General features: G+C 71.5%; 20 protein-coding genes. 12 read left to right on the forward strand and 8 right to left on the reverse strand.

Annotation, left to right across the window (positions count from 1 at the left end):
* Positions 1–33: 33 nt before the first annotated feature.
* The 5 genes from ABEA39_RS13345 to ABEA39_RS13365 form a co-directional block, all read right to left on the reverse strand.
* Positions 34–2,478, reverse strand: coding sequence for a hypothetical protein (locus tag ABEA39_RS13345; protein ID WP_345376398.1), 2,445 nt, complete (start codon positions 2,476–2,478; stop codon positions 34–36).
* Between the two features lie 139 nt (positions 2,479–2,617).
* Positions 2,618–3,994, reverse strand: coding sequence for a glycosyltransferase family 2 protein (locus ABEA39_RS13350; RefSeq protein ID WP_345376399.1), 1,377 nt, complete (start codon positions 3,992–3,994; stop codon positions 2,618–2,620).
* Positions 3,995–4,231: 237 nt separating this feature from the next.
* Positions 4,232–5,281 carry a glycosyltransferase family protein gene (locus ABEA39_RS13355; protein ID WP_345376400.1) on the reverse strand — a complete coding sequence of 350 codons (1,050 nt, stop codon included), beginning with the start codon at positions 5,279–5,281 and terminating at the stop codon, positions 4,232–4,234.
* Positions 5,278–6,219, reverse strand: a complete 942-nt coding sequence (locus ABEA39_RS13360; RefSeq protein ID WP_345376401.1) for a WcbI family polysaccharide biosynthesis putative acetyltransferase — start codon at positions 6,217–6,219, stop codon at positions 5,278–5,280. Before ABEA39_RS13360 ends, ABEA39_RS13355 begins: the two co-directional genes overlap by 4 nt.
* A 35-nt stretch (positions 6,220–6,254) precedes the next feature.
* The gene (locus ABEA39_RS13365) at positions 6,255–7,256 is read right to left on the reverse strand and encodes an SDR family oxidoreductase (RefSeq protein WP_345376402.1); all 1,002 of its coding nucleotides are present in this window, start codon (positions 7,254–7,256) and stop codon (positions 6,255–6,257) included.
* A gap of 391 nt (positions 7,257–7,647) precedes the next feature.
* Between ABEA39_RS13365 and ABEA39_RS13370 the strand changes: the two genes are divergently transcribed.
* The 5 genes from ABEA39_RS13370 to ABEA39_RS13390 all read left to right on the forward strand — a co-directional run bounded on the left by ABEA39_RS13370 (position 7,648) and on the right by ABEA39_RS13390 (position 13,639).
* Positions 7,648–8,835, forward strand: a complete 1,188-nt coding sequence (locus ABEA39_RS13370; protein WP_345376403.1) for a glycosyltransferase — start codon at positions 7,648–7,650, stop codon at positions 8,833–8,835.
* A complete protein-coding gene (locus tag ABEA39_RS13375; protein ID WP_345376404.1) occupies positions 8,832–10,028 on the forward strand; it encodes a glycosyltransferase in 1,197 nt (398 codons plus the stop codon). Before ABEA39_RS13370 ends, ABEA39_RS13375 begins: the two co-directional genes overlap by 4 nt.
* Entirely contained in the window at positions 10,025–11,092 is a 1,068-nt protein-coding gene (locus ABEA39_RS13380; RefSeq protein WP_345376405.1) for a glycosyltransferase, read from the forward strand. The genes ABEA39_RS13375 and ABEA39_RS13380 overlap by 4 nt, the downstream gene beginning before the upstream one ends.
* Positions 11,080–12,078 carry a glycosyltransferase family 2 protein gene (locus ABEA39_RS13385; RefSeq protein ID WP_345376406.1) on the forward strand — a complete coding sequence of 333 codons (999 nt, stop codon included), beginning with the start codon at positions 11,080–11,082 and terminating at the stop codon, positions 12,076–12,078. Before ABEA39_RS13380 ends, ABEA39_RS13385 begins: the two co-directional genes overlap by 13 nt.
* Positions 12,079–12,580: 502 nt before the next feature.
* Positions 12,581–13,639 carry a hypothetical protein gene (locus ABEA39_RS13390; RefSeq protein ID WP_345376407.1) on the forward strand — a complete coding sequence of 353 codons (1,059 nt, stop codon included), beginning with the start codon at positions 12,581–12,583 and terminating at the stop codon, positions 13,637–13,639.
* Positions 13,640–13,651: 12 nt separating this feature from the next.
* On the opposite strand, the gene ABEA39_RS13395 is transcribed toward ABEA39_RS13390, so the two are convergent.
* Positions 13,652–13,873, reverse strand: a complete 222-nt coding sequence (locus ABEA39_RS13395) for a hypothetical protein (RefSeq protein ID WP_345376408.1) — start codon at positions 13,871–13,873, stop codon at positions 13,652–13,654.
* A 186-nt stretch (positions 13,874–14,059) separates the two neighbouring features.
* Here ABEA39_RS13395 and ABEA39_RS13400 point away from each other — a divergent pair, with 186 nt between their 5' ends.
* On the forward strand, positions 14,060–14,668 hold the full coding sequence (locus tag ABEA39_RS13400; protein ID WP_345376409.1) for a TetR family transcriptional regulator C-terminal domain-containing protein: 609 nt from the start codon (positions 14,060–14,062) through the stop codon (positions 14,666–14,668).
* 27 nt (positions 14,669–14,695) lie between these two features.
* Here the strand turns inward: ABEA39_RS13400 and ABEA39_RS13405 are convergent, their stop codons facing one another.
* Positions 14,696–15,676 carry a bifunctional methionine sulfoxide reductase B/A protein gene (locus ABEA39_RS13405; RefSeq protein WP_345376410.1) on the reverse strand — a complete coding sequence of 327 codons (981 nt, stop codon included), beginning with the start codon at positions 15,674–15,676 and terminating at the stop codon, positions 14,696–14,698.
* Positions 15,677–15,778: 102 nt separating this feature from the next.
* Between ABEA39_RS13405 and ABEA39_RS13410 the strand changes: the two genes are divergently transcribed.
* The 5 genes from ABEA39_RS13410 to ABEA39_RS13430 all read left to right on the forward strand — a co-directional run bounded on the left by ABEA39_RS13410 (position 15,779) and on the right by ABEA39_RS13430 (position 21,463).
* Positions 15,779–16,648, forward strand: a complete 870-nt coding sequence (locus ABEA39_RS13410; protein ID WP_345376411.1) for a glycoside hydrolase family 16 protein — start codon at positions 15,779–15,781, stop codon at positions 16,646–16,648.
* A gap of 162 nt (positions 16,649–16,810) precedes the next feature.
* Entirely contained in the window at positions 16,811–17,698 is an 888-nt protein-coding gene (locus tag ABEA39_RS13415; RefSeq protein ID WP_345376412.1) for a glycoside hydrolase family 16 protein, read from the forward strand.
* A 147-nt stretch (positions 17,699–17,845) separates the two neighbouring features.
* Positions 17,846–19,243 carry an MFS transporter gene (locus ABEA39_RS13420; protein WP_345376413.1) on the forward strand — a complete coding sequence of 466 codons (1,398 nt, stop codon included), beginning with the start codon at positions 17,846–17,848 and terminating at the stop codon, positions 19,241–19,243.
* A 144-nt stretch (positions 19,244–19,387) separates the two neighbouring features.
* Positions 19,388–20,314 carry an aldose 1-epimerase family protein gene (locus ABEA39_RS13425; protein WP_425556980.1) on the forward strand — a complete coding sequence of 309 codons (927 nt, stop codon included), beginning with the start codon at positions 19,388–19,390 and terminating at the stop codon, positions 20,312–20,314.
* A 549-nt stretch (positions 20,315–20,863) separates the two neighbouring features.
* Complete coding sequence (locus ABEA39_RS13430; RefSeq protein ID WP_345376415.1) at positions 20,864–21,463, forward strand: TetR/AcrR family transcriptional regulator; 600 nt, start codon at positions 20,864–20,866, stop codon at positions 21,461–21,463.
* Here the strand turns inward: ABEA39_RS13430 and lgt are convergent.
* Positions 21,426–22,364, reverse strand: coding sequence for a prolipoprotein diacylglyceryl transferase (gene lgt, locus ABEA39_RS13435; RefSeq protein ID WP_345376416.1), 939 nt, complete (start codon positions 22,362–22,364; stop codon positions 21,426–21,428). The genes ABEA39_RS13430 and lgt overlap by 38 nt on opposite strands.
* Positions 22,365–22,439: 75 nt before the next feature.
* Here lgt and ABEA39_RS13440 point away from each other — a divergent pair, with 75 nt between their 5' ends.
* The gene (locus tag ABEA39_RS13440) at positions 22,440–23,690 is read left to right on the forward strand and encodes an MFS transporter (protein WP_345376417.1); all 1,251 of its coding nucleotides are present in this window, start codon (positions 22,440–22,442) and stop codon (positions 23,688–23,690) included.
* The last annotated feature ends 139 nt before the right edge of the window (positions 23,691–23,829 follow it).

A 23,829-nucleotide genomic window follows, 5' to 3' on the forward strand; every position in this document is an offset into this window, starting at 1 on the left:
TGAGTGGGTGTCCCCCGGCGGACCCGCCGCGCCTCAGCGCAGGAACGTGTTCGTGTACCAGAGCGGAGTCGACCCGCGATAGAGCACCAGGTTGCCGTCGCTCTGGACGATCAGGCGATTGCCCGAGCCGGTGCCGCTCGTCTGGCTGTTCCAGAGGGCGACACCCGACTTCGAGTAGACGACGAGGTTGCCGTCGCCCTGGAGGACAAACCAGGCGCCCGGGTTGCCGGAGGTGCCGGAATTCCACCGCGCTGTGCTGTTCTGGTAGAGGACCAGGTTGCCGTCGCTCTGCATCACGAAGCGGGAGATCCCGCTCGCGTTCTGGAGATACCAGTCCGACGTCAGCTTCTGGTTGGCTGCGAGTGTGTCCACCGCCGGCATGACGTGCCAGGTCAGGGCCAACTTCGTGCTGCTCGTCTTCGCGTATAGGAGGATGGCACCATTGGACACCACGGCCACCTGCGGGGACGTGCCCTGGCCGGCCGTCTGACTGTTCCACAGCGGCGTGGTGCCGTCCTTGGCGTAGACCACGGCGTTGCCGTCGGACTGGGCGATGAAGGTCGCGCCGGGGTGGCCGGACGTCTGAGTGTTCCAGACCGCCGAGCCCGCCCCGCCGCCGCCGTATTCGACCAGGTTGCCGTCGGTCTGCATCACGAGGAGGTACTGGCCGCTGTCGGACGCGAGCGATGCGCCCGATGCCAGCGTGGTGCCCGTGCCGGCCGGGAACGTGGGTGTCGGTGTCGGTGTCGGTGTGGGTGTGGGTGTGGGTGTCGGTGTCGGCGTCGGCGTCGCGGTCGGCGTCGTCGAACTCGGACTGGTGCAGGTGGAGTTCGGCAGAAGGTACTGCGCGAGGGCGGTCCAGTTCGGCGAACCGAGACCCGTGGCCCGGTCGTACCCGGCGCCGGCGCTGTAGGTCAGGTTCGTCCCCGTCGTGACGTCGCGGAAGGTCGTGGGATGCGCGGCGGCGGCCGTGTAGAGAGCACTGTGGATGTCACCGACGCCCGTCGTGCAGCCGAGGCTCGTCAGCGTCGCGGCGAACTGCGCGGCCATCAGTGGGGCCGCGGCGCTGGTGCCGCCGAACACGCCCCACCCTTTGGCGCCGTTCTGAGTGACGTAGACGCCGACGCCGTTGCTCGGATCGGCGACGGCCGCGATGTCGGGGACGAGTCGGGTGCTGCCGGAGATCGCGAGGTTCGCCTGGTACGAGGGGCGAGTCGTCGACAGGGAGGCTCCGCCGCCGCTGGCGTGCTGCGTGCTGGAGTCGCCCCAGGCGCTCTCGGTGTAGGAGCTGCCCGACTTCGTGAGCTTCGTTCCACCGACGCCGATTACCTCGGGCACGACGGCCGGGTAGTCCACGTCGGGCGTGGCTCCCGAGGCCGCGACCGCGGACGAGGTGCAGTCGTAGGCGCCGTCGTCGCCGGAGGCGGCGAAGGTCGTAGCTCCGGCCGCGATGGCGCGGTCGATCTGGTCGGTGATGGCCTGCTTCGTCGAGGGTGCCTGCGCCAGCGTCGACTCGCAAAAACCCCAGGACGTGCTGACAGCGGTGATGCCGCTGCCCGCAGCGTCGGACGCGACTGCGCTGTAGGCCGCGAGGATGCCCGACGCGTTGTTGTTGGCCACGTACACGCGTTGCTTGGCTGCGGGGGCCCCGGCGGCGATCATCTCCTGGTCGAGGGCGACCTCGGTGTCGCCTCCGCTTCCGTCGGGCGTGCTCACCGAGGCGCCGCCCACGGAGATCTGGGTCAGGCTCGGAGTGGCGATGCCGGCGGCCTGGCTGTACGTGGTCAGGACGGAGGAGTCCCAGCCGGAGAACTGGACGGTCGCGACCGTGGCCCCCGCGCCGGTCCCGGTCGAGGTCGTCGTCGGCACGCTGTAGGCCGCGGCGAGGTCGCTCGGGCCGTAGCCCATCGGCACGGCGTTGTGGTGGAGCAGGGGGCGCTGGTCGAGGCCGACGACGGCACTCGCCACCGACCCGAGGGAGCTCGGCAGGGTCGGGGTGCGGTCGGGGTGCTGGTCGTCACCGCTGCCGACGAGGTCGACGGAGAAGAGCGACTCGGCCTGCGCCTCGGTGGCACGCACGTGGACGGCCCAGGGGGTCTCGGAGGTCACCTGCATTCCCGCCGCCGTCAGCGCTGCGGCGGCCGTCGAGCGGGCCGTCGCGGTCGGAGCAGCCTGGGCGAGGGCGGATTTTCGAGCGCCGAGCGAGAGGGTGCGGGCCTTCTGGGCGGTCGCGCGGAGCACAGCGCGGTCGGAGGGCTGCAGCGCGATCGTGAGGTCGAGCGTCGCCGAGGAATCGGTCGGGGTCGAGGAGGCCGTCGGCGGAGCCGTGTCGGTCGGTGTGGCCGAGTCGGTGGGGGCTGCGGAGGCCGATGTCGACGGCGTCGGGCTCGCCGCGTCGGCCAGCGCCGGGGAGGCCCCGGCGACGACGGCGACGATCGACAGGAGCACACCGGCACCCAGTCCGACGGATGGGAGCACTCGTGCCCGGCCTTGGTTGCGCATTCTGCCCCTGCTCTCGTTCGGTCGATGGCTTCCGCAGTTTATTGAGTGCCACTCCTGTATTTCGACTGCGCAGGCACCCCCAGTGCTGGTCCGCCCCGAAAGGGGTCCGGAGCCCTCAGCCCCAACCCCCGAGGTACGCGGCCAGCGGCGGCTCCGGGTCGAGCAGCGTCAGCCAAGGAGCCGACCGCTGCGACGTCTCGAAGAGGCCGGGGCCCCAGCGCCGCTCGCGAATCGCCGCACGACTCGACGTGATGCGGAGCGCGACCGCACCGGCCACGACGTACTCGACCGAGCCGAGCATCCCCACGCCCACGCCGTTCGCGCCCTCGGCGCCGACTACGGCGAGCAGAGCGGGGGATGCCCCCTCCGAGTCGACCCGGAGGGGCACGAGCACGTCGAGCCGCACGCGGGGCGGAGTCCGGGCATCCCCCGCTTCGGGCCCGGTCACCCGCTCGTCGCACCGGAACACGGGGGCCACCTCGGCCGGAACCACCACCCGCGCCATGGGCAGCACCGCCAGCAGGGAGTCGACGGTCACGAACGCCGCTGCGGCCGTGGGCGACCCGTGCAGGCGGATCTCGACGTCGACGGAGCGGGAGCGGACGGCGCGTCCGCGCGAACCGGCCACCGGGACGGCGTCGGCGAGGCGCAGGGTCTCGGCGTTCTTGCGGGCGCGGCGGCGGGCCTCCTCGTCTCGAGCGTCGGCGTCGGCGGCACCGTTCCCGTCGGCCCGAGCGGCCCACTCCGGCCCGTCGTGCCAGGCCTCGGCGCTCGGCACGAAGGCGAACACGGCGCCGGCGAGCCAGGCGCGGTGCGACCACTCCCAGTCCTCGCCGCCGTAGTCGCGGAACGACTCGTCGAAACCGCCGCACTGCGACAGGAACCACCGGCTGCAGGTGATGACGGCCCCGAGCAGGTGGCGGTAGGAGCGGTCGTCGGCGTCGAGGAGGTTGTGCGACCGGTCGTAGGCGTCGACGAGCCACTGCGGTTCGGGCAGCTCGTGGGCGGGGCCGGCCTCGTCGACCGGAGCCTCGACGGGAAGGCCCGCGAAGTCGGCGTGGCGGCGGCGCCCGGTCACGACGGCCTCGGGAGCGAGGGCCGGGAGCCGGGTCGCTTCGGCGACGTACGACGGCGACGGGGACGTGTCGGCGTCGAGGAAGCACACGATGGCGCCGGTCGACGAGCGGATGCCGAGGTTGCGGGCGGCGGCCACGCGGAAGCCGTCGTCCTCCTGTACGACGAGCGTCACGCCGTCGGGGACGACCGGGGGAGTCGGGGAGCCGTCGTCGACCACCACGATCTCGAGCAGATCGGCGGGGTAGGTCTGTCGGGCGAGCGCGGCGAGAGTGCGGTCGAGCTCGGCCTGCTGGCGGTAGTGCACGACGATCACAGAGACCGTCGGCAGCGGATCCGGCCGCATGCCTTCGAGCAGGTCCCAGCGGTTGCCGGGGAGGCCGCGCCCGAAGGGTGGGCGCTCGGGCGTCGACGTCATTCGCTGGACGGTACCCGGCAGCGCTGACGACACACGGCGTCACATGTACCCCGGCAGGGCTGGCGCTTCCCAGCCGTCGGGTGTTCAGTGATCGACGTCGGGAAAGATCCCGCCGGATCCTCCCGTGGTGTCGTCACCGGGCCTGTCCGACCGCCCTGCAACACGGGCGGCCGATGAACACCCGCACGACCCACGTTCCGCCCCTGACATCGACGTCGGGGGCGGAACTCTCGGCGGCTACAATGTCTCCCACCACGACAGGTACGAGCGGGCCACCGCCGCCCAGTCGGGGGCCGTCACCGCTTCCGCCTCCAGCCACGTCGACTCCGGCTCGTCGAGGGCGCGCGCGATCGCCGTGGTCCAGTCGTCGTCGGCCACGAGAGTCAGGGTGCCCGGGCGCAACGCGTCCATCTCGCGCGAGTACCGGTTGTCGGCCACCAGGGGGCGTCGTCCCGCCGCGATCCAGGCGGTCAGCGACGCCGAGGCCGACACGTGCCGATGTGCGATCACGGGCACCGACGCGTGCCGGCAGCGTTCGACCAGCGTCGCGTCGTCGAGGTAGCCGGTCACCTCGACAGCGACGCGTCGAGCGGCGGCGGCGGCGAGCAGGGCGTCGAGCTCGCCCTCGTGCCCCGGCGACGCCCGACCCAGCGCGGCGAGGCGGAGGGGGTGGGAGTGGAGTCGTGCGGGGAGCGCGGCCAGGGCATCCACCGTCTCGGCATGGCCCTTGCCCGGGTAGAAGAAGCCGATCAGGGCCACCGACCCGTCCGGCTCCGGGCGCACGGCGGGGGCGGGGAGCATCTCGACCGGCAGGGGGATCACGACAGCGGGGGATGCGCCGCCCCCGTATTCCGCGAGCAGCTCCCGCTCGTGCCGGCTGTTGCACGCCACGCCGCTCGCGAGCTCGACCACGCGGGCGTAGCACTCGCTCCGCCGGCGCAGGTTGCGCTCGCCGTCGCTCGGCTGCGGCAGGTCGTGCAGCGTCACGCTCACGGCCGTGTGGGCGGCCAGCTCCTCGAACCGGACGGCGGCCTCTTCGGGCGACCCGGCCCACAGCCGGTCGGTGAAGTGGAGGTGGGCGCGTGCCGGGGGAGCGTGGCCGGTCAGGGCTTCGGGCTGGAGGGTCAGCTCGGCGACGCGTCGTCCGGTCTCGCGGGCGACCGCCGCGGCCAGGTCGCGGGCGTAGGCGGCCACCCCGTGCTCGGCGTGCGGCGTCACGACCAGGGCGGGCGCCGCGGCCGGGGCGGGCGCCGCGTCCGGGCCGGGCGGCGCGTCGGTCGGGCTCACGCCGACTCCAGCAGGGCGAGGGTGTCGGCGTGCCGGGCGAGACCCGCCGCGACGACCTCGGGATGCTCGGCATACCAGTCGAGATGAGCCCGCCGCACCTCCTCCGAGGTCACGACCCGACCGTGCACGAGCCAGTTTTCGGTGGGGGAGCCGTCCAGTTCCCACGCCTCCAGGACGACCTCTTCGTGCGGCGCATGCACCGAGTCGAGCAGCGGTCGCCCCGGGTCTCCGTCGTGCGCCGGCCAGCCGAGGCGCTCGCGGACCCGGCCGGCCAGCGCGTTCCACACCGGGTTGCCCGGGTGGTTGAGGGTGCGCATGAGGTCGAACGACGGCCGTTCGAACAGGTCGGATGCCACGACGGTGTCGAAGGCCTGCTCGCGCTTGCGGAGCTCGGCCAGCGAGTGCGCGCCGACGGCCCGGACGACGTCGGTGGTCAGGGGCCGCGCTGCCTTGTCGCGACCCGCGGTGCCGGCCCGGCCGCGCCCCGCGGCCTCCGCGAGCAGCCGGAGGTCGTGGTACTCGACGACCGGCGGCACGAGCGACGGATCGCTGGGCGGGCGGACGAGGGCGGCGGCGGGGAAGAGCCCGGCGAAGCGGATGACGGGCACCGTGACCGTGACGGAGGCGACGCGCATCCGCCCGCTCATCTCGGTCGTGCCGAGCGGCAGTCCGTGGTAGCCGTCGCGGATGGGCTGAGAGACGAGCACGTCCGCCTCGCCCAGCCAGCGGTCGAGGTACGGCAGATCGGACGCGACGAGTTCGTGGACGGCGGGCAGGCGGACGGAGCGGACTCCGCCGCCGTCGAGCACGATCCGCAGCGACTCGGCCTGGCAGTTGCCGACGATCACGACGACGGGTCCGTCGCCGGGCGGCTCGGAGAGGCCGTAGAAGTCGCCGTAGTGACGGGTTCTCGGATCGATCGCGTCGGCTGATGGCATGGGGACATCCTGTCGCGTCGGCGGCATCCGCGGTGTCAGGCGCCGAAGGCGCGACTGCCGGCGAGGAGACGATCGAAGGCGGCGTCGACGGCGGGATCGACGACGCGGCGGGAGGGGTCGGCGTCGAACCAGTCGACGATCTCCCGGGCGCCGGTCGCCCACGACGTGGTCGCCTGCCAGCCGGGCACGAAAGCCTTGACCTTCGAGTTGTCGAACACGACGGAGTGCGTCTTGTCGCCGAGGAGCCCGGGCCCCCACTCCGGTCTGACGGTGGCGATGCTCTCACTCGCCACGTGGATGAGCTTCGGGTCGTCGACACCCGCTGCGGCGGCGAGGGTCGTGTAGATCTGGTTCCACGGCAGGGCCTCGTCGGAGGTGATGTGGAAGACGTCGCCGACGGCGGCGGGAAGGCCGAGCAGCCCGACGAAGGCGCGGGCGAAGTCGGTGTGGTGGGTCAAGGTCCAGAGCGAGGTGCCGTCGCCGGGCACGACGACCTCGAGGCCGCGACGGAAGCGGTCGATCGCCGTCCAACCGCCGGTGACCGGTAGAGACGTGCAGTCGTAGGTGTGGGAAGGGCGGACGATCGTGACGGGGAAGCCCGTCGAGCGGTGGGCCCCGATGAGAAGGTCCTCGCAGGCGATCTTGTCGCGCGAGTACTGCCAGAACGGGTTGCGGAGCGGCGTCGACTCGCGAATCGGGAGCGCCGCGACGGGCTTCTGGTAGGCCGAAGCCGAACTGATGAAGACGTACTGGCCGACGCGGCCGGAGAAGAGGTCGATGTCGTTCTGCACCTGGTCGGGCGTGAAGGCCACGAAGTCGACGACGACGTCGAAGTGCCGGTCGCCGATGGCGGCGCGGATGGATGCGGGGTCGGACACGTCTCCGGTCAGGACCTCGACCCCCTCCGGAACGGGGCGGGTCGTCGACGACCCGCGGTTGATCACGGTGAGCTCGTGGCCGAGCTCGAGGGCCCGGACGGCGGCTGCGGAGCTGATGATTCCGGTACCGCCGATGAAGAGGACAGTCAGCGCTGACATGGAGGAGTCTGCTTTCTCGTTGAAGGACCGCCCCAGTCTGCTCGCTTCCTGCACCGGGCAACCGCCTCCGCCCTCGTGCCGGTGCTCGTGCCGATGCTCGGGCCGGCACGCTCGCCGAATGCGCACTTTCCGGGGTGGAACCGGCCTGCGCGCCCCGATTTCGTCCATACGGCGCTGGAGGGCCGGGGGGCGCTCCGCCGAAGTCCGCCTCCAGAGCGCGGCTGAGCATCCGCTTCCTGCACCGGGGTACAGCGCGTGAAGAGCGCTCACCCGCCGCGGTCTACGTTGAGCGAACGGCCCTCCTTCCCAGGGGCCCCCCTCGTCGACACGGCCCGACATCAGGGCCCGACGAGTCGCCCCGGCTCAGCTGAACACCGCCGAGGAGGCACTCATGAACACCCGTCCCATCCGTGTCGCATCCGTCCCTGCGGGCCACCCCTACGTGGCTCATCTGACGTCCGACCAGCCCGCACCGGCTCACCAGCCCGGTACCGGCATCGTCCGCCTGCCCGACCCGCTGCCCGACGGCGCGGCCCCCGGCCAGTGGTGGCCGCCGGTCGTGCTCGACGCCGCCTGGATCCGCGCGCACCGCGACGACTTCGATCTGCTGCACGTCCACTTCGGCACGGAATCGTTCTCGACCGAGCACCTCGCCGGGGTCGTCGACGCCCTCCACGAGGTCGGTCACCCGCTCGTCTTCACCGTGCACGATCTCGAGAACCCCCAGCTCGTCGAGCAGGACGCCCACGTCCGCCACCTCGACCTGCTCATCCCGTCCGCCGACGCCCTGATCACGCTCACGCCCGGGGCCGCCGACGAGATCCGGCACCGCTGGAATCGGACCGCCACGGTCATCCCGCATCCCGACATCCTGCCGCTCGACGTCCCGATCCCCGGCGGCACGCCCTCCGAGCAGATCGTGGTCGGGCTGCATCTGCGCGACCTCCGACCCAACGTCGATGCCGTCGGGGCGACCCGCACCTTGCTCGCCGCCGTCGCGGCCCTCCGCGAGCCGACGTCGGGCAGCGCGCTCGACGTCGTCGCGCGCATCGACCTGAACGACCGCGTGCGAGACGAGGATGCCCGGGGCCGGGTGGCCACGCTGGTCGCCGCCAGTCCCTTCGCGACGCTCCACGAGCATCCCCGGCTCTCGGATTCCGACCTGGCGGCCTCCCTCGCGGACCTCGACGTCGCCGTCCTGCCCTACCGGCACGGCACCCACTCGGGCTGGGTGGAGCTCTGCTTCGACCTGGGCGTGCCGGTCGCGGGCCCTCCGGTGGGCTACGCCGCCGAGCAGCACCCGGAGTCGTTCGCCCGCTTCGGCGGATTCGCGGAGGGCGACGCCGAGTCGCTCGCCGCCGCGATCCGGACGCTGGTGCAGGACGCCGCTGGCCGCCCCGGCGCCGCTGGCCGCCCCGGCGCCGCTGGCCGCCCCGGCACCGCCGCCCGCCCCGGAACTGCCGCCCGTCGTGCTCTGACTGCCGCCCGCCGCGAGGCCCGCCGTGCCCAGCGGCTCGAGGTCGAGCAGGCTCACGCCGAGGTCTATGCCCGCGCGCTCTCCGCCGTGGCCGTCGCATGAGCCGCCCCCTCCGCATCGCCGTCATCGCTCCGCTCCGCTACCCCATCAGCCAGCCGCATGCCGGCGGTCTCGAGTCGTCGGTCTGGAACCAGGTCCGCACCCTTCGCAGCCGCGGCCACCGCGTCGTGCTCTGCGCCACCGAGGGCTCCGACTTCCTCGACGGCGGTCCGGCCGAGTTCACCCTGCCGCGCCCGGTCTGGGACGACGAGAGCCTCGCGACGGACACCACCTATCCCGACGGCTACCTCGACCGGGCCTTCGCGGCGCTCGACCGGGCGATGGAGTACTTGCGCGACCACGCGGACGACTTCGACGTCGTCGACAACCACTGCTTGCACGGACTGCCGCTCGGCTGGGCCGACCGGCTCGGGATCCCGATGGTCTCCACCCTGCACACGCCGACGCTGCCCGCCCTGCTCGAGGCGCACGCCTCCTGCGGCGAGCCGCGCAGCCGGTTCCTCGCCGTCAGTCGGCACACCGCCCGCGAGTGGGCCGTCGAGGGGATCGAGACGACGGTCGTCCCCAACGGCATCGACACGGACCGGTGGATGCTCGGGCCGGGCGGCCCGGACCTCGTCTGGTTCGGCCGCATCGTCCCCGAGAAGGGCGCCCATCTCGCGATTCGGGCGGCTCGGCTCGCCGGCCGTCGGCTCGTGCTGGCCGGCCGCATCGGAGACGCCGACTACTTCGAACGCGAGGTGGCGCCGTTCCTCGGGAACGGGGTCGAGTACGTCGGTCCGCTCGGCCAGGCGGATCTCGCCGAACTCGTCGGCCGGAGTGCCTGCGCCCTCGTGACCCCGGTCTGGGAGGAGCCGTTCGGCCTCGTCATCGCCGAAGCCCTCGCGACCGGGACCCCGGTCGCCGCGTTCGACACCGGCGGCGTGGCCGAGGTGGCTGGGAGTTCGACCGGAGCCCGGCTGGTCGCGATGGGCGACGTCGAAGCGCTCGCTCGCGCGGCGACCGCATTGGCTGAGGGCGCTGCCCACGACCGGCACCTGCGGGCGGCGATCCGGGACGGCGTCGTCGAGCGGTTCTCGCTCGAAGCGCGCGCGGCGACGCTCGAGGGCATCTACTCGGCGCTGGCGGACGGGTTCGCCGGGGAGGGTGCGAGCCCTGCCGCCGACGCCCGGCACCACGCCGGCCTCGCCCCCGGCCTCGCCCCCGACCTCGCCCCTGAGACGGTGGGCGCGTGACGGTCGTCGGCTGGTACGTGCACCACCACGGCGCCGGCCACGTGACCCGGTTCCTCGCCGTCCGGCCGCATCTCGCCGCCGACGTCGTCGTGTTCAGCTCGCTGGCGGCGCCCGTGCCGCTCCCCGCCCGGACCACCTGGGTCGAGCTCCCCCGCGACGACGAGCCGGTCGCCCGCGACGACGGGACCCTCGACGCTGCCGCCGAGCGGTTGCCCACGGCGCAGGGAGTCCTGCACTGGGCGCCCCTCGCGCACCCGGGCCACACGGCCCGCCTCGGTCTCCTCGCCGCACACGTCTCCGCGGCCGTCGCGGCGGGCGCCCCCTACGCGGCCTTCGTCGTCGACGTCTCGGTGGAGATCACCCTCTTCGTCCGCCTCCTCGGCGTGCCGATCGTCGTCGTCTCGCAGCCCGGCAACCGCTCCGACGCCCCGCACCGGCTCGCCTACGACGTGGCCGCGCGCATCCTCGCCCCCTGGCCGGACGGCCTGCACGTCGGCCCTGCGCTCGAACGGGTCCGCGACCGCGTGCGCTGGGTCGGCGGCATCTCGCGGCATGACGGTCGGGCATCCACCTATCTCTCCTCGAGCACCGGCACCCCCGGCGCCGTGCTGGTGCTGGGCGGCGTCGCCGGCGAGAGCGGGGGATGCCCGGGTCGACTCCCGGCGCCGGTCGCCGAGGCCGCCGCTGCCACGGGCCCCTGGTCGTGGCAGGTCGTCGGCGCCTCCGCCGAGTCGTGGGTCGCCGACCCGTGGGAGGACCTGCGGAGTGCCGAGATCGTCGTCAGCGCCGCCGGGCAGAACAGCGTGGCGGACCTCGCCGCGGTCGGGGCGCGCGCCGTGATCGTGCCGCAGGAGCGCCCGTTCGGCGAGCAGTTCGCCACCGCTCGAGCCCTCGACGATCAGGGCCTCGCCGTCGTGGTCGACGAGTGGCCGACACCGGCCGAGTGGCCGGCGGTCATCGAACGCGCCTGCGGACTCGAGCCGGAGTGGACGCGCTGGCAGGTCTCAGGCGCGGCCGAACGAGCGGCCGCAGTCATCGCGGAGGTCGCCGCGTGGGCTCACTGACCGTCTCGGCGGCTGCGATGGGCTCGTCGGCGCCTCCCGGCGCGTCGACCGCCGTCGTCACCCTCGCGTCGGACGCCCGCCTCGGTCATGTCCGGAATCAACAGCGGATGCTCGGGCTCGTGGCTCCTGAAGTGCTCCGCGTCGTGGTCTGGCTCGACGTCGCCGCACCGCCCGCCGTCCACGAGTTCGGCGGCGCGCTCCTCGTGCACGTGCCGCCGGGTGCGCACGGCCTCCGCCTGGCCGAGGGGCGCAACCGGGGAGCCGCCGCCGCCCTGGGGGCCGGGGCGGGCATCCTCGTCTTCCTCGACGCCGACTGCCTGCCGGGAGCCGCGCTCGTTCCCCTGTACGAGCGCGCCGCCCGTGCCCATCCGGAGGCGCTGCTGTGCGGACCGGTGACCTATCTGCCCGAGGGGTTCGCGCTGCCCGCTGCGGTCGGCCCTGCTGCGGCCGGCCCTGCTACGGCCAGCGCCGCCGCAGTCGGCCCTGGCCCTCACCCCGCCGCAGCCGCGCTCGCCGAGGCGACCGCCCCGCATCCCGCCCGCCCTGCCCCGCCCGAGGGGTCGACGGTCGTGGCCGCCGCATCCGAGTACACCCTGTTCTGGTCGCTCTCGTTCGCCGTGACCGCCGCCTCGTGGCGGACGCTCGGCGGATTCGACACCGGCTACGAGGGCTACGGCGGCGAGGACACCGACTTCGCCTTCACGGCCCGAGCCGCCGGCGCCCCGCTCGTCTGGGTCGGCGGTGCCGACGCCTACCATCAGCACCACCCCACGTCGTCGCCGCCCTGGCAGCATCTGGACGACATCCTGCGCAACGGCGCCCGGTTCGCTTCCCGCTGGGAGACCTGGCCCATGGAGGGTTGGCTGCGGGCGTTCGCCGACGCCGGAGCGATCGAGTGGCACGCCGGCTCCTGGCGGCGTGTCTCCGAGGCTGCTCCTGCGCCAGTGCCCGCCCCTGCTCCTGCACCCGCACCCGCACCCGGCTGATCCTCCGCCGACCACGCGCTCGCCCGTCCGACTCCAGAACACGCCGCTCATCTTCGGCCCGCCCCGTCGTTCCTGGAGTCGCGGGCTGCGATGGGGTGCCGGAGCTGGGCTGGGCTGCGTAGCGGGGCTGGGGCCGACTCCAGGAAGTGCGGCCGCTTCCAAACGTGAGCGGCGTGTTCTGGAGTCGCGGAAGCGTGGCCCGAGCAGACGCGAGACCACCGGCCCGAAGAGAGAGGGCGAGGTGTGGTTCAGCAGCAACCCGAATGCGGCTGCACCACACCCCGCCGGCGCAAACCCCTCGAAGCGACCCGAATCGCTACCGGGGCCCTGATGCTCTGATCGGAGCATCTGCGCTCGTCCACCGTAGGCCGTCTCGGCCCAGGATTCCAGTGGGCCGAAGAGCGGACTTCCCACATGCCCCGTACCCCGGCGTCCTGTCCCCCATTTCGCGCCGCGATCCGGGGCGTGGCGAGTCGCGATCCGGGCGGGGAGAATGGGCCGGATGGACACGAGTCGCTACCACCCCTACGAGCTGGAACCCCGCGCCGCCCGGCCGGTCCTGCGTCCGACGACCTACCTGCCCGTCGACGCCCTCCCGATCGTCGCCGAGGGGCAGACCATCGGCTGGCTCTGGTGGAACGACTCCGACCTCGCCGCCCAGGTCGAACCGGTGCGCCTCGGCGGCTCGCCCGCGGATCCCCGCCTCGCCTCCGCCACCTGGAACACCGCCCTGGCCGACCTCGTCGCGCGCGGCTCCCTGCCCTCGAGAGCGGTCGAACTCCTCCGCAGTGCCGGGCCCGACACGGTCGGCGCCGCAGAACCGAATGCCGGACGCCCCGAAGCGGGGGATGCCCGAGCCCACGTCCCTGAAGGCGCCGAACCCGTCCGCCTCCCGTACCGGCACCTGCTCCACCGCGCGGGTTCACCGGGCGCCGTCGCCGCTCCCGCCCCCGCGGCCCACCCCGCCTGCACGCAATCGCCCGCCGGCACGCAGCCGCCCGCCGGCGCTCAGCCCGCACCCTCGAGCGGTCTCGACGCGTACGCCCGCGACATGGACCCCGCCCTGCCCGTCGCCTACGCCGCCTTCGAGACCGACGGCGAGGTCACCGGCTGGCTCTGGTGGAACGACGACCAGCAGGCGCTCGGCCACGTGGCGAACCACTTCGCGGCATCGGCTCGCGAGGCCGACGGAACCACGATCCTCGGCGAGCATCCCTGGCAGGCCGACCTGCGCATCCCCCGTTCCGAAGGCCTTCCGCCGAGCGCGGCCGTGCGGCGTCTGATGAGCGACGAACCGGACGAGGCCGGGCACCGCATCCCCGTCGAGCTGCCACAGCGGGCTCGGTCGCTCGCGCACCTGCGCGAGATCGCCGGCCAGGACGACTACGACGAGGCCCGCGTGCGATTCGAGGCGGACCAGGCAGAAGCGGGGGATGCCCGCCGAGCGCTCGAGGCCGCGTACTACGCCGAGCATCCCGACGAAGCGGGCTCGCCCACGCGTCCGCCCCGCGCGTCGAAGCCGCGAGGCCTCTTCGCACGGCTCTCCGCGCGCCGACGCTGACCGGCGCCGTGGTCAGGCGATGACGGCGCTGGTGACCTCGGTGTGCAGTCGCTCGAGACGGACCATCGCGTCTTCGGCGGTGAGACGGCCCTCGTTGAAGCAGTCGACGATGGTGATCAGCTGCAGTCGGAGCCGTGCCCGCTCGAGGAGGGACAGCGCGAAAGAGGCGTCCAGCTCGCGGGCGATGTCGAGACGCAATTGGATGATTCCAGCGATCTGCGGGTCGGTTCTCATGCTCTGCTCTCGGTCGGACCGTCGTCGTTGACGGCACTTGCACGATACCCTCCGGGGGTCCCGACGCACTCAGGGACGGGCATCCCCCGGCCGCCTCGGGGACCCGTCGCCGGGCGCTCCCGTCACACCGGAACTGGGGGATCCTCAATCCTTTTAGGGACTCCACCGCGCCCCTAGACTCGGGCCATGACGCCAGACCAGCCGTCGCGTTCCGACGGACGCCACTCCGAGATCGACGATGCCGCGCGCCAGATCGCGCTGGCGGCAGGTCTCGCAGCCATCACCCTCCGCCGCCTCGCTTCGACCGCGGGCGTCGCCCCGGGGGTCATCGCCGAGCACGAGCCGTCGATCGGCGCTCTCGTCGCCCGCACCTTCCAAGAGCTGGTCCAGGAGGAACTGCTCGAGACGACGGCGCACGTGGCCGAGATCTCCGATCCTCTCGAGGCCCTGCGGATGCTCGTGGACATGCTGGTCGACGACAGCCACGAGGGCTACAACTCGGTCTGGGCCGACGCGTGGAGCCTCGGCCGACGCAACCCGCCGCTCGCTCGCGCCGCCCGCGAGAACATGGTCGAGTGGAACGATTTGATCAAGGGCGTCATCGCCCGGGGTGTGGAGACGAAGGCGTTCGGCGGGAGTGATCCCGATCTCGTCGCCATGCAATTCCTGGCCTTGATCGACTCGACGACCGCCTACGCCCTCGTCGACTACCGCACCCACGAGGAGAGGGTGCACCTCATGCGGCGCACCCTCGAGATCTCGCTGGGCCTGCCCGAAGGCACGCTGGCCCCCTAGGCGGTGTCGCCGCCCGGGGTTCCGTCGCTACTGAGCCAGCGACTCCTCGCGCTTCGGCAGCTTCCAGCCCGGCCGCACGTAGTGGCAGGTGTAGCCGAACGGGTCCTTCTCGAGGTAGTCCTGGTGCTCCTCCTCGGCCTCCCAGAACGGGCCCGCCGCGGTCACCTCGGTGACGACCTCGCCGGGCCACAGGCCGGAGGCGTCGACGTCGGCGATCGTGTCGAGGGCGACCCTCTTCTGCTCGTCGCTCGTGTAGAAGATCGCCGAGCGGTAGCTGGCCCCCACGTCGTTGCCCTGGCGGTTCTTCGTCGACGGGTCGTGGATCTGGAAGAAGAACTCCAGGATCTCGCGGAACGAAGTGACCTCGGGGTCGAAGACGATCTCGACCGACTCGGCGTGCGTGCCGTGGTTGCGGTAGGTGGCGTTCGCGTTGGTGCCGCCGGAGTAGCCGACACGGGTGGAGATGATGCCGGGCCGACGACGGAGGAGCTGCTGGGCTCCCCAGAAGCAGCCGCCGGCGAGGATGGCGGTCTCGGTGGTTCCTGACATGCGGGGTTCCTCCTTGGTGGTGAAGATGGTTCGGTAGTCGCCGTACCCCTCGGCCTCGAGGTCGTCGTAGGCGACGAAGCGGAGCGCGGCGGAGTTGATGCAGTAGCGGAGCCCGCCGTCGGCGAGCGGCCCGTCGTCGAAGAGGTGGCCGAGGTGGCTGTCGCCGTCCTTCGAACGGACTTCGGTCCGCTTCAGGAACAGCACGCCGTCCTTCTTCTCGACGACGCGGTGGGCTTCGATGGGGCGCGAGAAGCTCGGCCACCCCGAGTGCGAGTCGAACTTGTCGACGGACGCGAAGAGCGGCTCGCCCGAGACGACGTCGACGTAGATGCCCTTCTCGTGGGAGTTCCAGAACTCGTTGCGGAAGGCGGGCTCGGTGCCCTTCTTCTGTGTGATGCGATACTGCTCCCGGCTGAGTCTCGCGATGGCTTCGGGATCCCTGCGGTAGTCGTTCGGCATTCGTGCCTCCTGATAATCTTCTGCTCTACCCAACGCTTCGGAACCCTGGGATGTTCCGGCGGGCTGGCGCCCGTCCCTCTTCAGCAACCCGATCGGTCTCCCGTGCTCCGTCCCACTCGGTTCCGTCCGCGCAGTGTCGCGATCGCCTCTCTCGTCGGCCTCACCGTCCTGCTGGCCGCGTGCAGCTCGTCGGCTCCCGCTCCCAGCACGACGACCACCACGCCGAAGGCCGGAGCGGTCCTTTTCCAGGACGACTTCTCGGGAGCCAAGGGGACCGCCGTGAACGGCTCCCACTGGAGCAACGATGTAAGCGGCACGGGCAACGGCAACGACGAGCTCGAATACAACACCGCCGGTACCGCGAATGCCGCGCTCGACGGAGACGGTCATCTCGCCATCACCGCCAAGAAGGGGAGCGGTGGCCACACCTGCTGGTACGGCACCTGCGCCTACACGTCGGCCCGGCTCGTCACGGCCGGCAAGTTCCAGACGCAGTACGGCCTCGTGGAAGCGAGGATGAAGCTCCCCGCCGGCCAGGGCATCTGGTCCGCTTTCTGGATGCTCGGGGCCGACGTCGACACGAACCCGTGGCCCGGCGCCGGCGAGATCGACATCATGGAGAACATCGGCAGCGAGTCGGGCACGGTCCACGGCACCCTGCACGGCCCGGGCTATTCGAGCGGTGCCACGACGACCGACACCTACTCGCTTCCCGACGGTGAGGCCCTCTCCGACGCCTTCCACACCTTCGCCATCGACTGGACGGAAGACAAGGTGGAGTTCCTCGTCGACGGCACGGTGTACCAGACCCGCACTCCCGCCGACGTCGAGGGCAGCACCTGGGTCTTCGACAAGCCGTTCACGCTGCTCCTCGACCTCGCCGTCGGCGGCACCTTCCCCGGAAACCCCGACTCGAGCACCGTCCTGCCGGCGACGCTGCTCGTGGACTGGGTCAAGGTCGTCCGGAACTGAGCCGGCGCCCGGCGCCGATTCGCGGGTCCCCCATACGGGTCCCCCATTGGGAGGACTTGACACCCGGACGGGGACCTCGTTTTCCTCCCGTTTTTCGACATACTGGTGGGACCGTGACGATTCCTCGACGCGGCGAATCGACCCCTCCAGAATGGCGCCCTCGTGTCCCACCTCCTCCGTCGCCGAGTGCGTGCCGTGGTCGCTGCCGCGACCCTCGTGGCCGTGTCGGCGCTGCTGACGGGGTGCGCGACGACCGAGATGGTCCCGGGGGCCGCTCCCGCGGCGGCGTCCACTCCTTCGCCGACGCGGAGCGTGCTCTTCTACGACGGGTTCGACGGGGCGGCCGGCTCTGCCGTCGACGCGTCCAAGTGGACGAACATCGTCTCCGGCAACGGGAACGGCAACCACGAGCTGCAGTACGACACCGCCGGCACGGCCAACGCCGCTCTCGACGGTCAGGGCGACCTGGCCGTGACGGCGCGCTACGCGACCGAGACGAACGCCTGCTGGTACGGCGTGTGCAAATACACCTCCGCCCGGCTTTCGACGGCCGGCAAGTTCTCGGTGAAGTACGGAGTCGTCGAGGCCCGGATGAAGTTGCCCGCCGGCGTCGGCCTCTGGTCGGCGTTCTGGATGCTCGGGGCCGACGTCGACACGAATCCCTGGCCGGGTGCGGGGGAGATCGACGTCATGGAACATGTCGGGACCCAGCCCACAGCCTCCCAGGGGACCCTCCACGGCCCGGGTTACCAGGGCGGCGACAGCCAGGAGGGCGGTTTCACCCTGACGAACGGGCAGACCTTCTCCGACTCCTTCCACACCTTCGCGGTCGACTGGGAGCCGAACAAGGTGCAGTTCCTCGTCGACGGCCACGTCTATAGGACCGAGACGCCGCAGACCGTGACCGGCACCTGGGTGTTCAACAAGCGGTTCAACATCCTGCTCGACCTCGCCGTACCAGGCAGCCCGACGATCATGACCGATTCGGCGCCGGACTTCCCGGGCACTCTTTTGGTCGACTACGTCGCGGTCTACGGCCAGAAGCACTGACTCGCACGAGAACGAGCACCTGGCAGGAAGCTGCCCACTCGCGCGGGGGACTTGAGACATGCACGAATGTGCATCAGACTTGAACATGCGCCCTCGTCGTGGAGTGGCATTCCCCTTCCGCCCTCCGCTCAGAAAGTTCCGCGACGAATGCAGACCTCCGTCAGTTCTCCGCGCACCACGTCCACCCCGACGCCGCAGCCGCACCGCCTGACCCCGGCGGCCGTCGTCGGCATCGCCGTCCTCGGCCTCGCCTGCTTCTTCGCCATCACGACCGAGCTGCTCCCGGTCGGTCTGCTCTCGACGATGAGCACGTCGCTGCACGTGAGCGAGTCGACCATGGGCATCGTCGTGACCGTCTACGCGCTCGCCGTCGCCCTGCTCGCTCTCCCCCTCACCTGGGCGACGGCCCGGTTCCCGCGCAAGACGATCCTCGTCGCGACGCTCGGCGGCTACGCGCTCTCGAACGTGATCGTGGCCATCGCCCCGAGCTTCGCCGTCGTCTGCGCCGGCCGGGTGATCGGCGGCATCGCCCACGCGCTCTTCTTCTCGGTCGCCTCCGCCTACGCGACTCGCATCGTCCCTCCCCGTCTCGCCGGTCGCGCCATCGCGTTCGTCTACTCGGGCAGCTCGCTCGGATTCGTGATCGGCGTGCCGCTCGCCACGACCGTCGGCGACCGGTTCGGCTGGCGACTGGCCGTCGGCGGGGTCGCGGTGGCCGCGGCGGCTCTCGCTCTCGTGGCGCTGGCCTTCCTACCCCGGGTGGCCGGGGAGTCCAGCCCGCACCTCGGATCCCCCCGTGCTTGGCAGCGCTCCGGGCTCCTCGCCGTCGTCACCGCCGACCTCCTGCTGTTCGCCGGTCACTACGTCGTCTACACCTACATCGGCCCCTATCTGGTCACGGCCGGGCTCGGGGCCGGCGAGGTCGGCGGCGGGCTCCTGATCCTCGCCGGCACGGGCATCGTCGGTCTGCTGCTCGCCGGGGCGTTCGTCGACCGGGCTCCCCGCCAGACCCTCCTCGTCGCCGTCGGCGCGATGGCGGTCGCGCTCGCCGCTCTCCCCTTCGTGCACGGGTCGCTCGTCGCGACCTTCGTGGTGGCCGGCGTCTGGATGGCCGCCAACGGCACGACCGGCACGCTGTTCATGGCCGCCGCGATCCGGGCCGGCGGCATCAGCCCGGACATCGCGGGCGCTCTGATCAACGCCGGATCGAACGTCGGGATCGCCGCGGGTGCCGCCGTCGGGGCCCGCGTGTTCGGCATGGCCGGGCTGGGCGCCCTCCCGTTCGCCGCGGCCGTGGTCGTCGCGGCCAGCTTCGCGCTCATCGCCGTCGCCCGTCGAGGCTTCCCCCTCCACGGCCACAGCCAGCCCACGCTGTCCACGTCGTCGATCCGCACGATCACGACGTCCGTGGCCGTCGTGACGTCGTCGATCTCCGTGATCACCTCGGCGATACCGACCCTCCGAACGGGATCCGTGCGGGCACAGCGGTCTCAGCCGGCCACGGGGTCCGTCGCCGCAGTGACCGGATCGATCCGCCGGCCGTAGCGTCCGCCGGTCGTAGCGTCCGCCGGTCGCAGTGTCCGCCGCGCTCGGCTCCCGCGCTCGGCACCCGTCGTCGCGGCAAACGAAAGAGTTCGGTACTTGCGGGCCGGGCGGGGCCACGCACTACAGTGATGCTTCGTGAGCGACATCGAAGTCCCTATCTCGGGTGAGCAGATCGACCTCGTCGCCGGTGACTACACCGCGACGATCGCCAGCGTCGGAGCGAGTCTGCGAACGCTCCGCTTCCGCGATCGCGACCTCGTGGTGCCCTTCTCGGCCGACGAGCTGCGTCCGTCCTTCCGGGGCGCGACCCTGGCCCCCTGGCCCAATCGCATCGTCGACGGCCGCTACACGTTCGACGGCGCCGAGCAGCAGCTCCCACTCACCGAGCCGGCACGGGGCAACGCCCTTCACGGCCTCGTCGCCTGGCTGGACTTCGAGGTCGTCGACCGCACGGCCTCGAGCGTGGTCCTCTCGGCGACGATCGCGCCGCAGCTCGGCTACCCGCACCGTGTGGCGGTGGTGGTGTCGTACACCCTCGGCGAGGCGGGGCTCGAGACCGAGGTGGAGGGCACGCATCTCGGGGCCGGAGTCGCCCCCTGGGGTGCCTCCGCGCATCCCTATCTCCTTGCCGGTCCCGGCCCCGTCGACGACTGGACCCTCATCGTGCCCGCCGACACCGTGCTCGAGACGGCGGGCGAGCGCCTGCTGCCGGCCGGTTCGCACCCGATCGACTCGGTGCGTGGTGGAGAGCTCGACTTCCGCTCGGCGCGATCGATCGGCGACACGTTCGTCGACCACGCCTACACCGACGTCCATCGGGACGACTCCGGGTTCGCGACGGTCACCGTGACCAATCGAGCGGGGGATGCCGGGGTCGCCCTGGTCTGGGACGCCGCCTGCGAGTGGGTCCAGATCCATACGGCCGACAGGCCCTCCCCGGAGCCGAGCCGGATCGGCCTCGCGGTCGAGCCCATGACCTGCGCACCCGACGCGTTCAATTCGGGCGACGGCCTCGTCCGGCTCGAGTCCGGTGCGAGCCACGCCGCGTCGTGGCGGATCCACGCCCTCTGATCTGCGCCTGGTCACGCCCGGAGCGACGCCCCGCCGCTCGTGCGGCGGGGCGCCTCCTCACCTGTCTCGCCAGAGATCGACCGCGAAGCGCGCCACCGACACGACGAATGTCGCGATCGGCAGCCACAGCGGCGGCTTCTCTCGGCGGTTCCGTTCGTCTTTCGACATCGAAACACCTCCTGGTGTCTGCGCCGGCGGACACCGCGAGAGCGAGGATGCAGAGCGCCCCGATATTTGCATATCTGGAGAGGCGGATCTAAACTCTCCGATGTGGTTCCGGGGATGTCTCTGCATCCTCAGCTCTTCTATCGGAGGGCAATTCGAAGCCCAGGGTCGCTGTTACGGCCCTGGGCTTCACCCTTGCCCGGACCGCTACCCGGCGGTGTTGCGGCCCTGCAGAGATCGTATCGATTTCTCGAATGTCATACATGATGTACTCGAATGCATGTATCGGCCGCGATCGGAGCGACGGCCCCGGAAGTGGGGGCAGTGAAGTGGCTGACATCCGGGCGGCGACCCGCCAAGCTGGTACCCCACCCGGAGGATCACATGGAGACACCCGCTGTCGACGCGCCCCGCGCGCTGGGCCTCGACGTCCGAGGCCGCATCGAGATCGTCGAGGGCGCGATCCGCACCTTCGCGAGCCGCGGCTACCGAGCCACCACTCGCGAGGACATCGCCCTCGAACTCGGCATCACCGTCGACGAGATCCTCAGCCAGTTCCCCTCCTGGCCCGGTCTGCTCCTGGCCGTGATCGACCGGTGGAACAACCACCGTCTGCTCGCCGTCCAGCGCGCCGTCGGCGACCGCGGCACCCTCGAGTTCATGCGCGAGCTCATCGAGCACAACGTCCGCGAACCCGGTCTCATGAGGCTCCTCGTCGGGGTCTCCTCCGAGGCCGCCGACCCGACGCATCCGGCCGCGCCCTACTTCCGAGAGCGGTACCAGCTCTTCCACGAGCTGATCGAGGCCGGAATCCAGAACGACGTCGACCGTGGTCTCGCCCCGACCGGTCTCGTGCCGTCGATCATGGCCGATCAGCTGATCGCGCTCTACGAGGGTCTGCAGCTCCAGGCGATGCTGCGACCGGAAATGGACCTCGCGGCCTCGTTCAATCGGGCCGTGAAGTATCTGACCCAGGGCTGGTGACCGCGAGGTCGTCGTCGGCCGAGCCGTTGACCCCGTCGGCTCCGTCGGCTCGGGCCTGGGAGGCGTCCGGCGCCGAGCGCGGGTCGACCACCGGATCCACCGTTCCGCGTCGCCCCTGAATCACGAAGAGCACGACGCCGACGATCGCCATGAGGATCGCGATGTCCTCGTTGATCTTGAGGCCCAGGAAGTAGAACTCGGTCGGATCGAGCCGCAGCGACTCGAGCACGGCCCGGGCGCAGCCGTACCAGACGAGGTAGGAGGCGAGCACCTGGCCCCGCTTGAAGGCGATGCGGCGGCCGAGCGCCATGATCAGCAGGGCGCCGATGATGTTCCAGACCATCTCGTAAAGGAACAGCGGCTGGAAGAGCGTGCCGGCGGGGAGGCCGGCCGGATAAGCGGGGCTGCTCGTCGAGATCTGCAGGCCCCACGGCAGGGTCGTCGGGCTGCCGTAGAGCTCCTGATTGAAGTAGTTGCCGAGGCGACCGAACGCCTGGGCCAGCAGCAGCCCGGGCATGAGCGCGTCGGCGAAGGTCACGAAGTCGACCTTCGCCCGCCGGCAGCCGATGTACGCGCCGAGGGTGCCGGCGAGGATCGAGCCGAAGATCGCGAGGCCGCCCTCCCAGATGGCGAAGACGTTCCAGAGGTTCGCGCCGGCGTAGAAGTAGTCGTGCGGGTGGGTCACCACGTGATAGAGCCGCCCGCCGATCAGGCCGATCGGGACCGCCCAGATGGCGATGTCGAGGATGACCCCGGACTCGACGCCTCGTCGCTTCAGGCGGCCGTTGGTGAGGACGATGGCGATGACGATGCCGACGAGGATGCACAGCGCATAGAAGTGCACGGTCAGCGGACCGATGTCGAAGGAGTTGATCGACGGGCTGGGGATGCCGGCGGACATGGCGGAGCCTTCTGCTGGGGATGCTCGGGGGATGCTCGGGGAGGCGAGACGCGACCATCGTACGAGAATGGACCTATGACCCGAACGAGAAGCCTCCGCCTCGTCACCGTCGTGATGGCGCTCACCTGCGGGTTCACCGTCGCGAACATCTACTACTCGCAGCCGTTGCTCGGTCTGATCGCCCACGACTTCTCGGTCTCCGAGGGCACGGCCGCGCTGGTCGTCACCCTCACGCAGCTCGGCTACGCCCTCGGCATGATCGCCCTGGTGCCCCTCGGCGACAAGGTCGAGAACCGCGGTCTCGCCTCCTGGACCCTCCTCGGCACCGCCGTCGCGCTCGGCGTCGCGGCGTTCTCGCCGTCGTTCGGCGTCTTCCTCGCGATGTCGATCCTGATCGGCGTCACGAGTGTGGTGGTGCAGGTGATCGTGCCCATCGCAGCGAATCTGGCGCCGGAGGGGCAGGGCGGCCGCGTGGTCGGTCAGGTGATGATGGGGCTGCTGTTGGGCATCCTGCTCGCCCGGACCCTCGCGAGCTTCGTCGCCGCCGCATGGGGGTGGTCGTCGATCTACCTGATGAGCGCCGTGGTGATGGTGGTCCTCAGCTTCCTGCTGCGGGGCATCCTGCCGAAGCGTCGCCCGGCCACGCCCGTGTCGTACGGGGCACTGCTCAAGTCGATGGTCGTCCTGGTCCGCCGCCACGAGCCGCTGCGTCGTCGCGCCCTCAGCCAGGCGCTCATCTTCGGGGCGTTCACGGCGTTCTGGACAGCCGTGGCGTTCCACCTCATCGCTCAGTTCGGCTTCGGCCAGACGGCGATCGGGCTGTTCGCGCTGGTCGGGGCGGCCGGAGCCCTGGCCGCACCGGTCGCCGGCCGTCTGGGCGACCGCGGGCTCGGGCACCTCTCGAGCGGGGCGGCCATGCTTCTGGCGGTGATCGCGCTGCTGATCGTCGCGGTTCTCCCGACGAGCATCGTGGCGCTGGCGGTCGGGGCGATCCTGCTCGACTTCGCGGTACAGAGCCATCAGGTGCTGGGGCAGCACGAGGTCTACGCGCTCGATCCGTCGGCCCGCTCGCGCATCAACAGCGTCTACATGTTCACCCTGTTCGTCGGGGGCGCGATCGCCTCGGCGATCACCGGGCTGCTGTACACGGCCGGGGGATGGGACGCGGTCAGCCTCTTCGGGGCGGCCCTCCCGTTCGTCGGGCTCCTGATCTGGCTGGCGCACCACCTGCGGCACGTGCGTCCGGCGGCTCGCGAAGCGGCTCGGGCCGTCGCTGCCGCGTCGTCTTCGGGTGCCGCTGCCCGGTCCCCGCAGCCCACGCCCTAGGTCGTCGCCGCTCGGGCTCGCCGTGCATTCGGTGGTGCGCAAATCGCGAGCGATTCGCAACCCCCGTGCGATGAATCCGGGGCGCTGCGGCGCGCGCACCCGGGATCACTCGACATTTGCGCACAGGAAGGCTGCTGAG

The organism is Frondihabitans cladoniiphilus (assembly GCF_039544345.1).
Classification (GTDB): Bacteria; Actinomycetota; Actinomycetes; order Actinomycetales; family Microbacteriaceae; genus Frondihabitans; species Frondihabitans cladoniiphilus.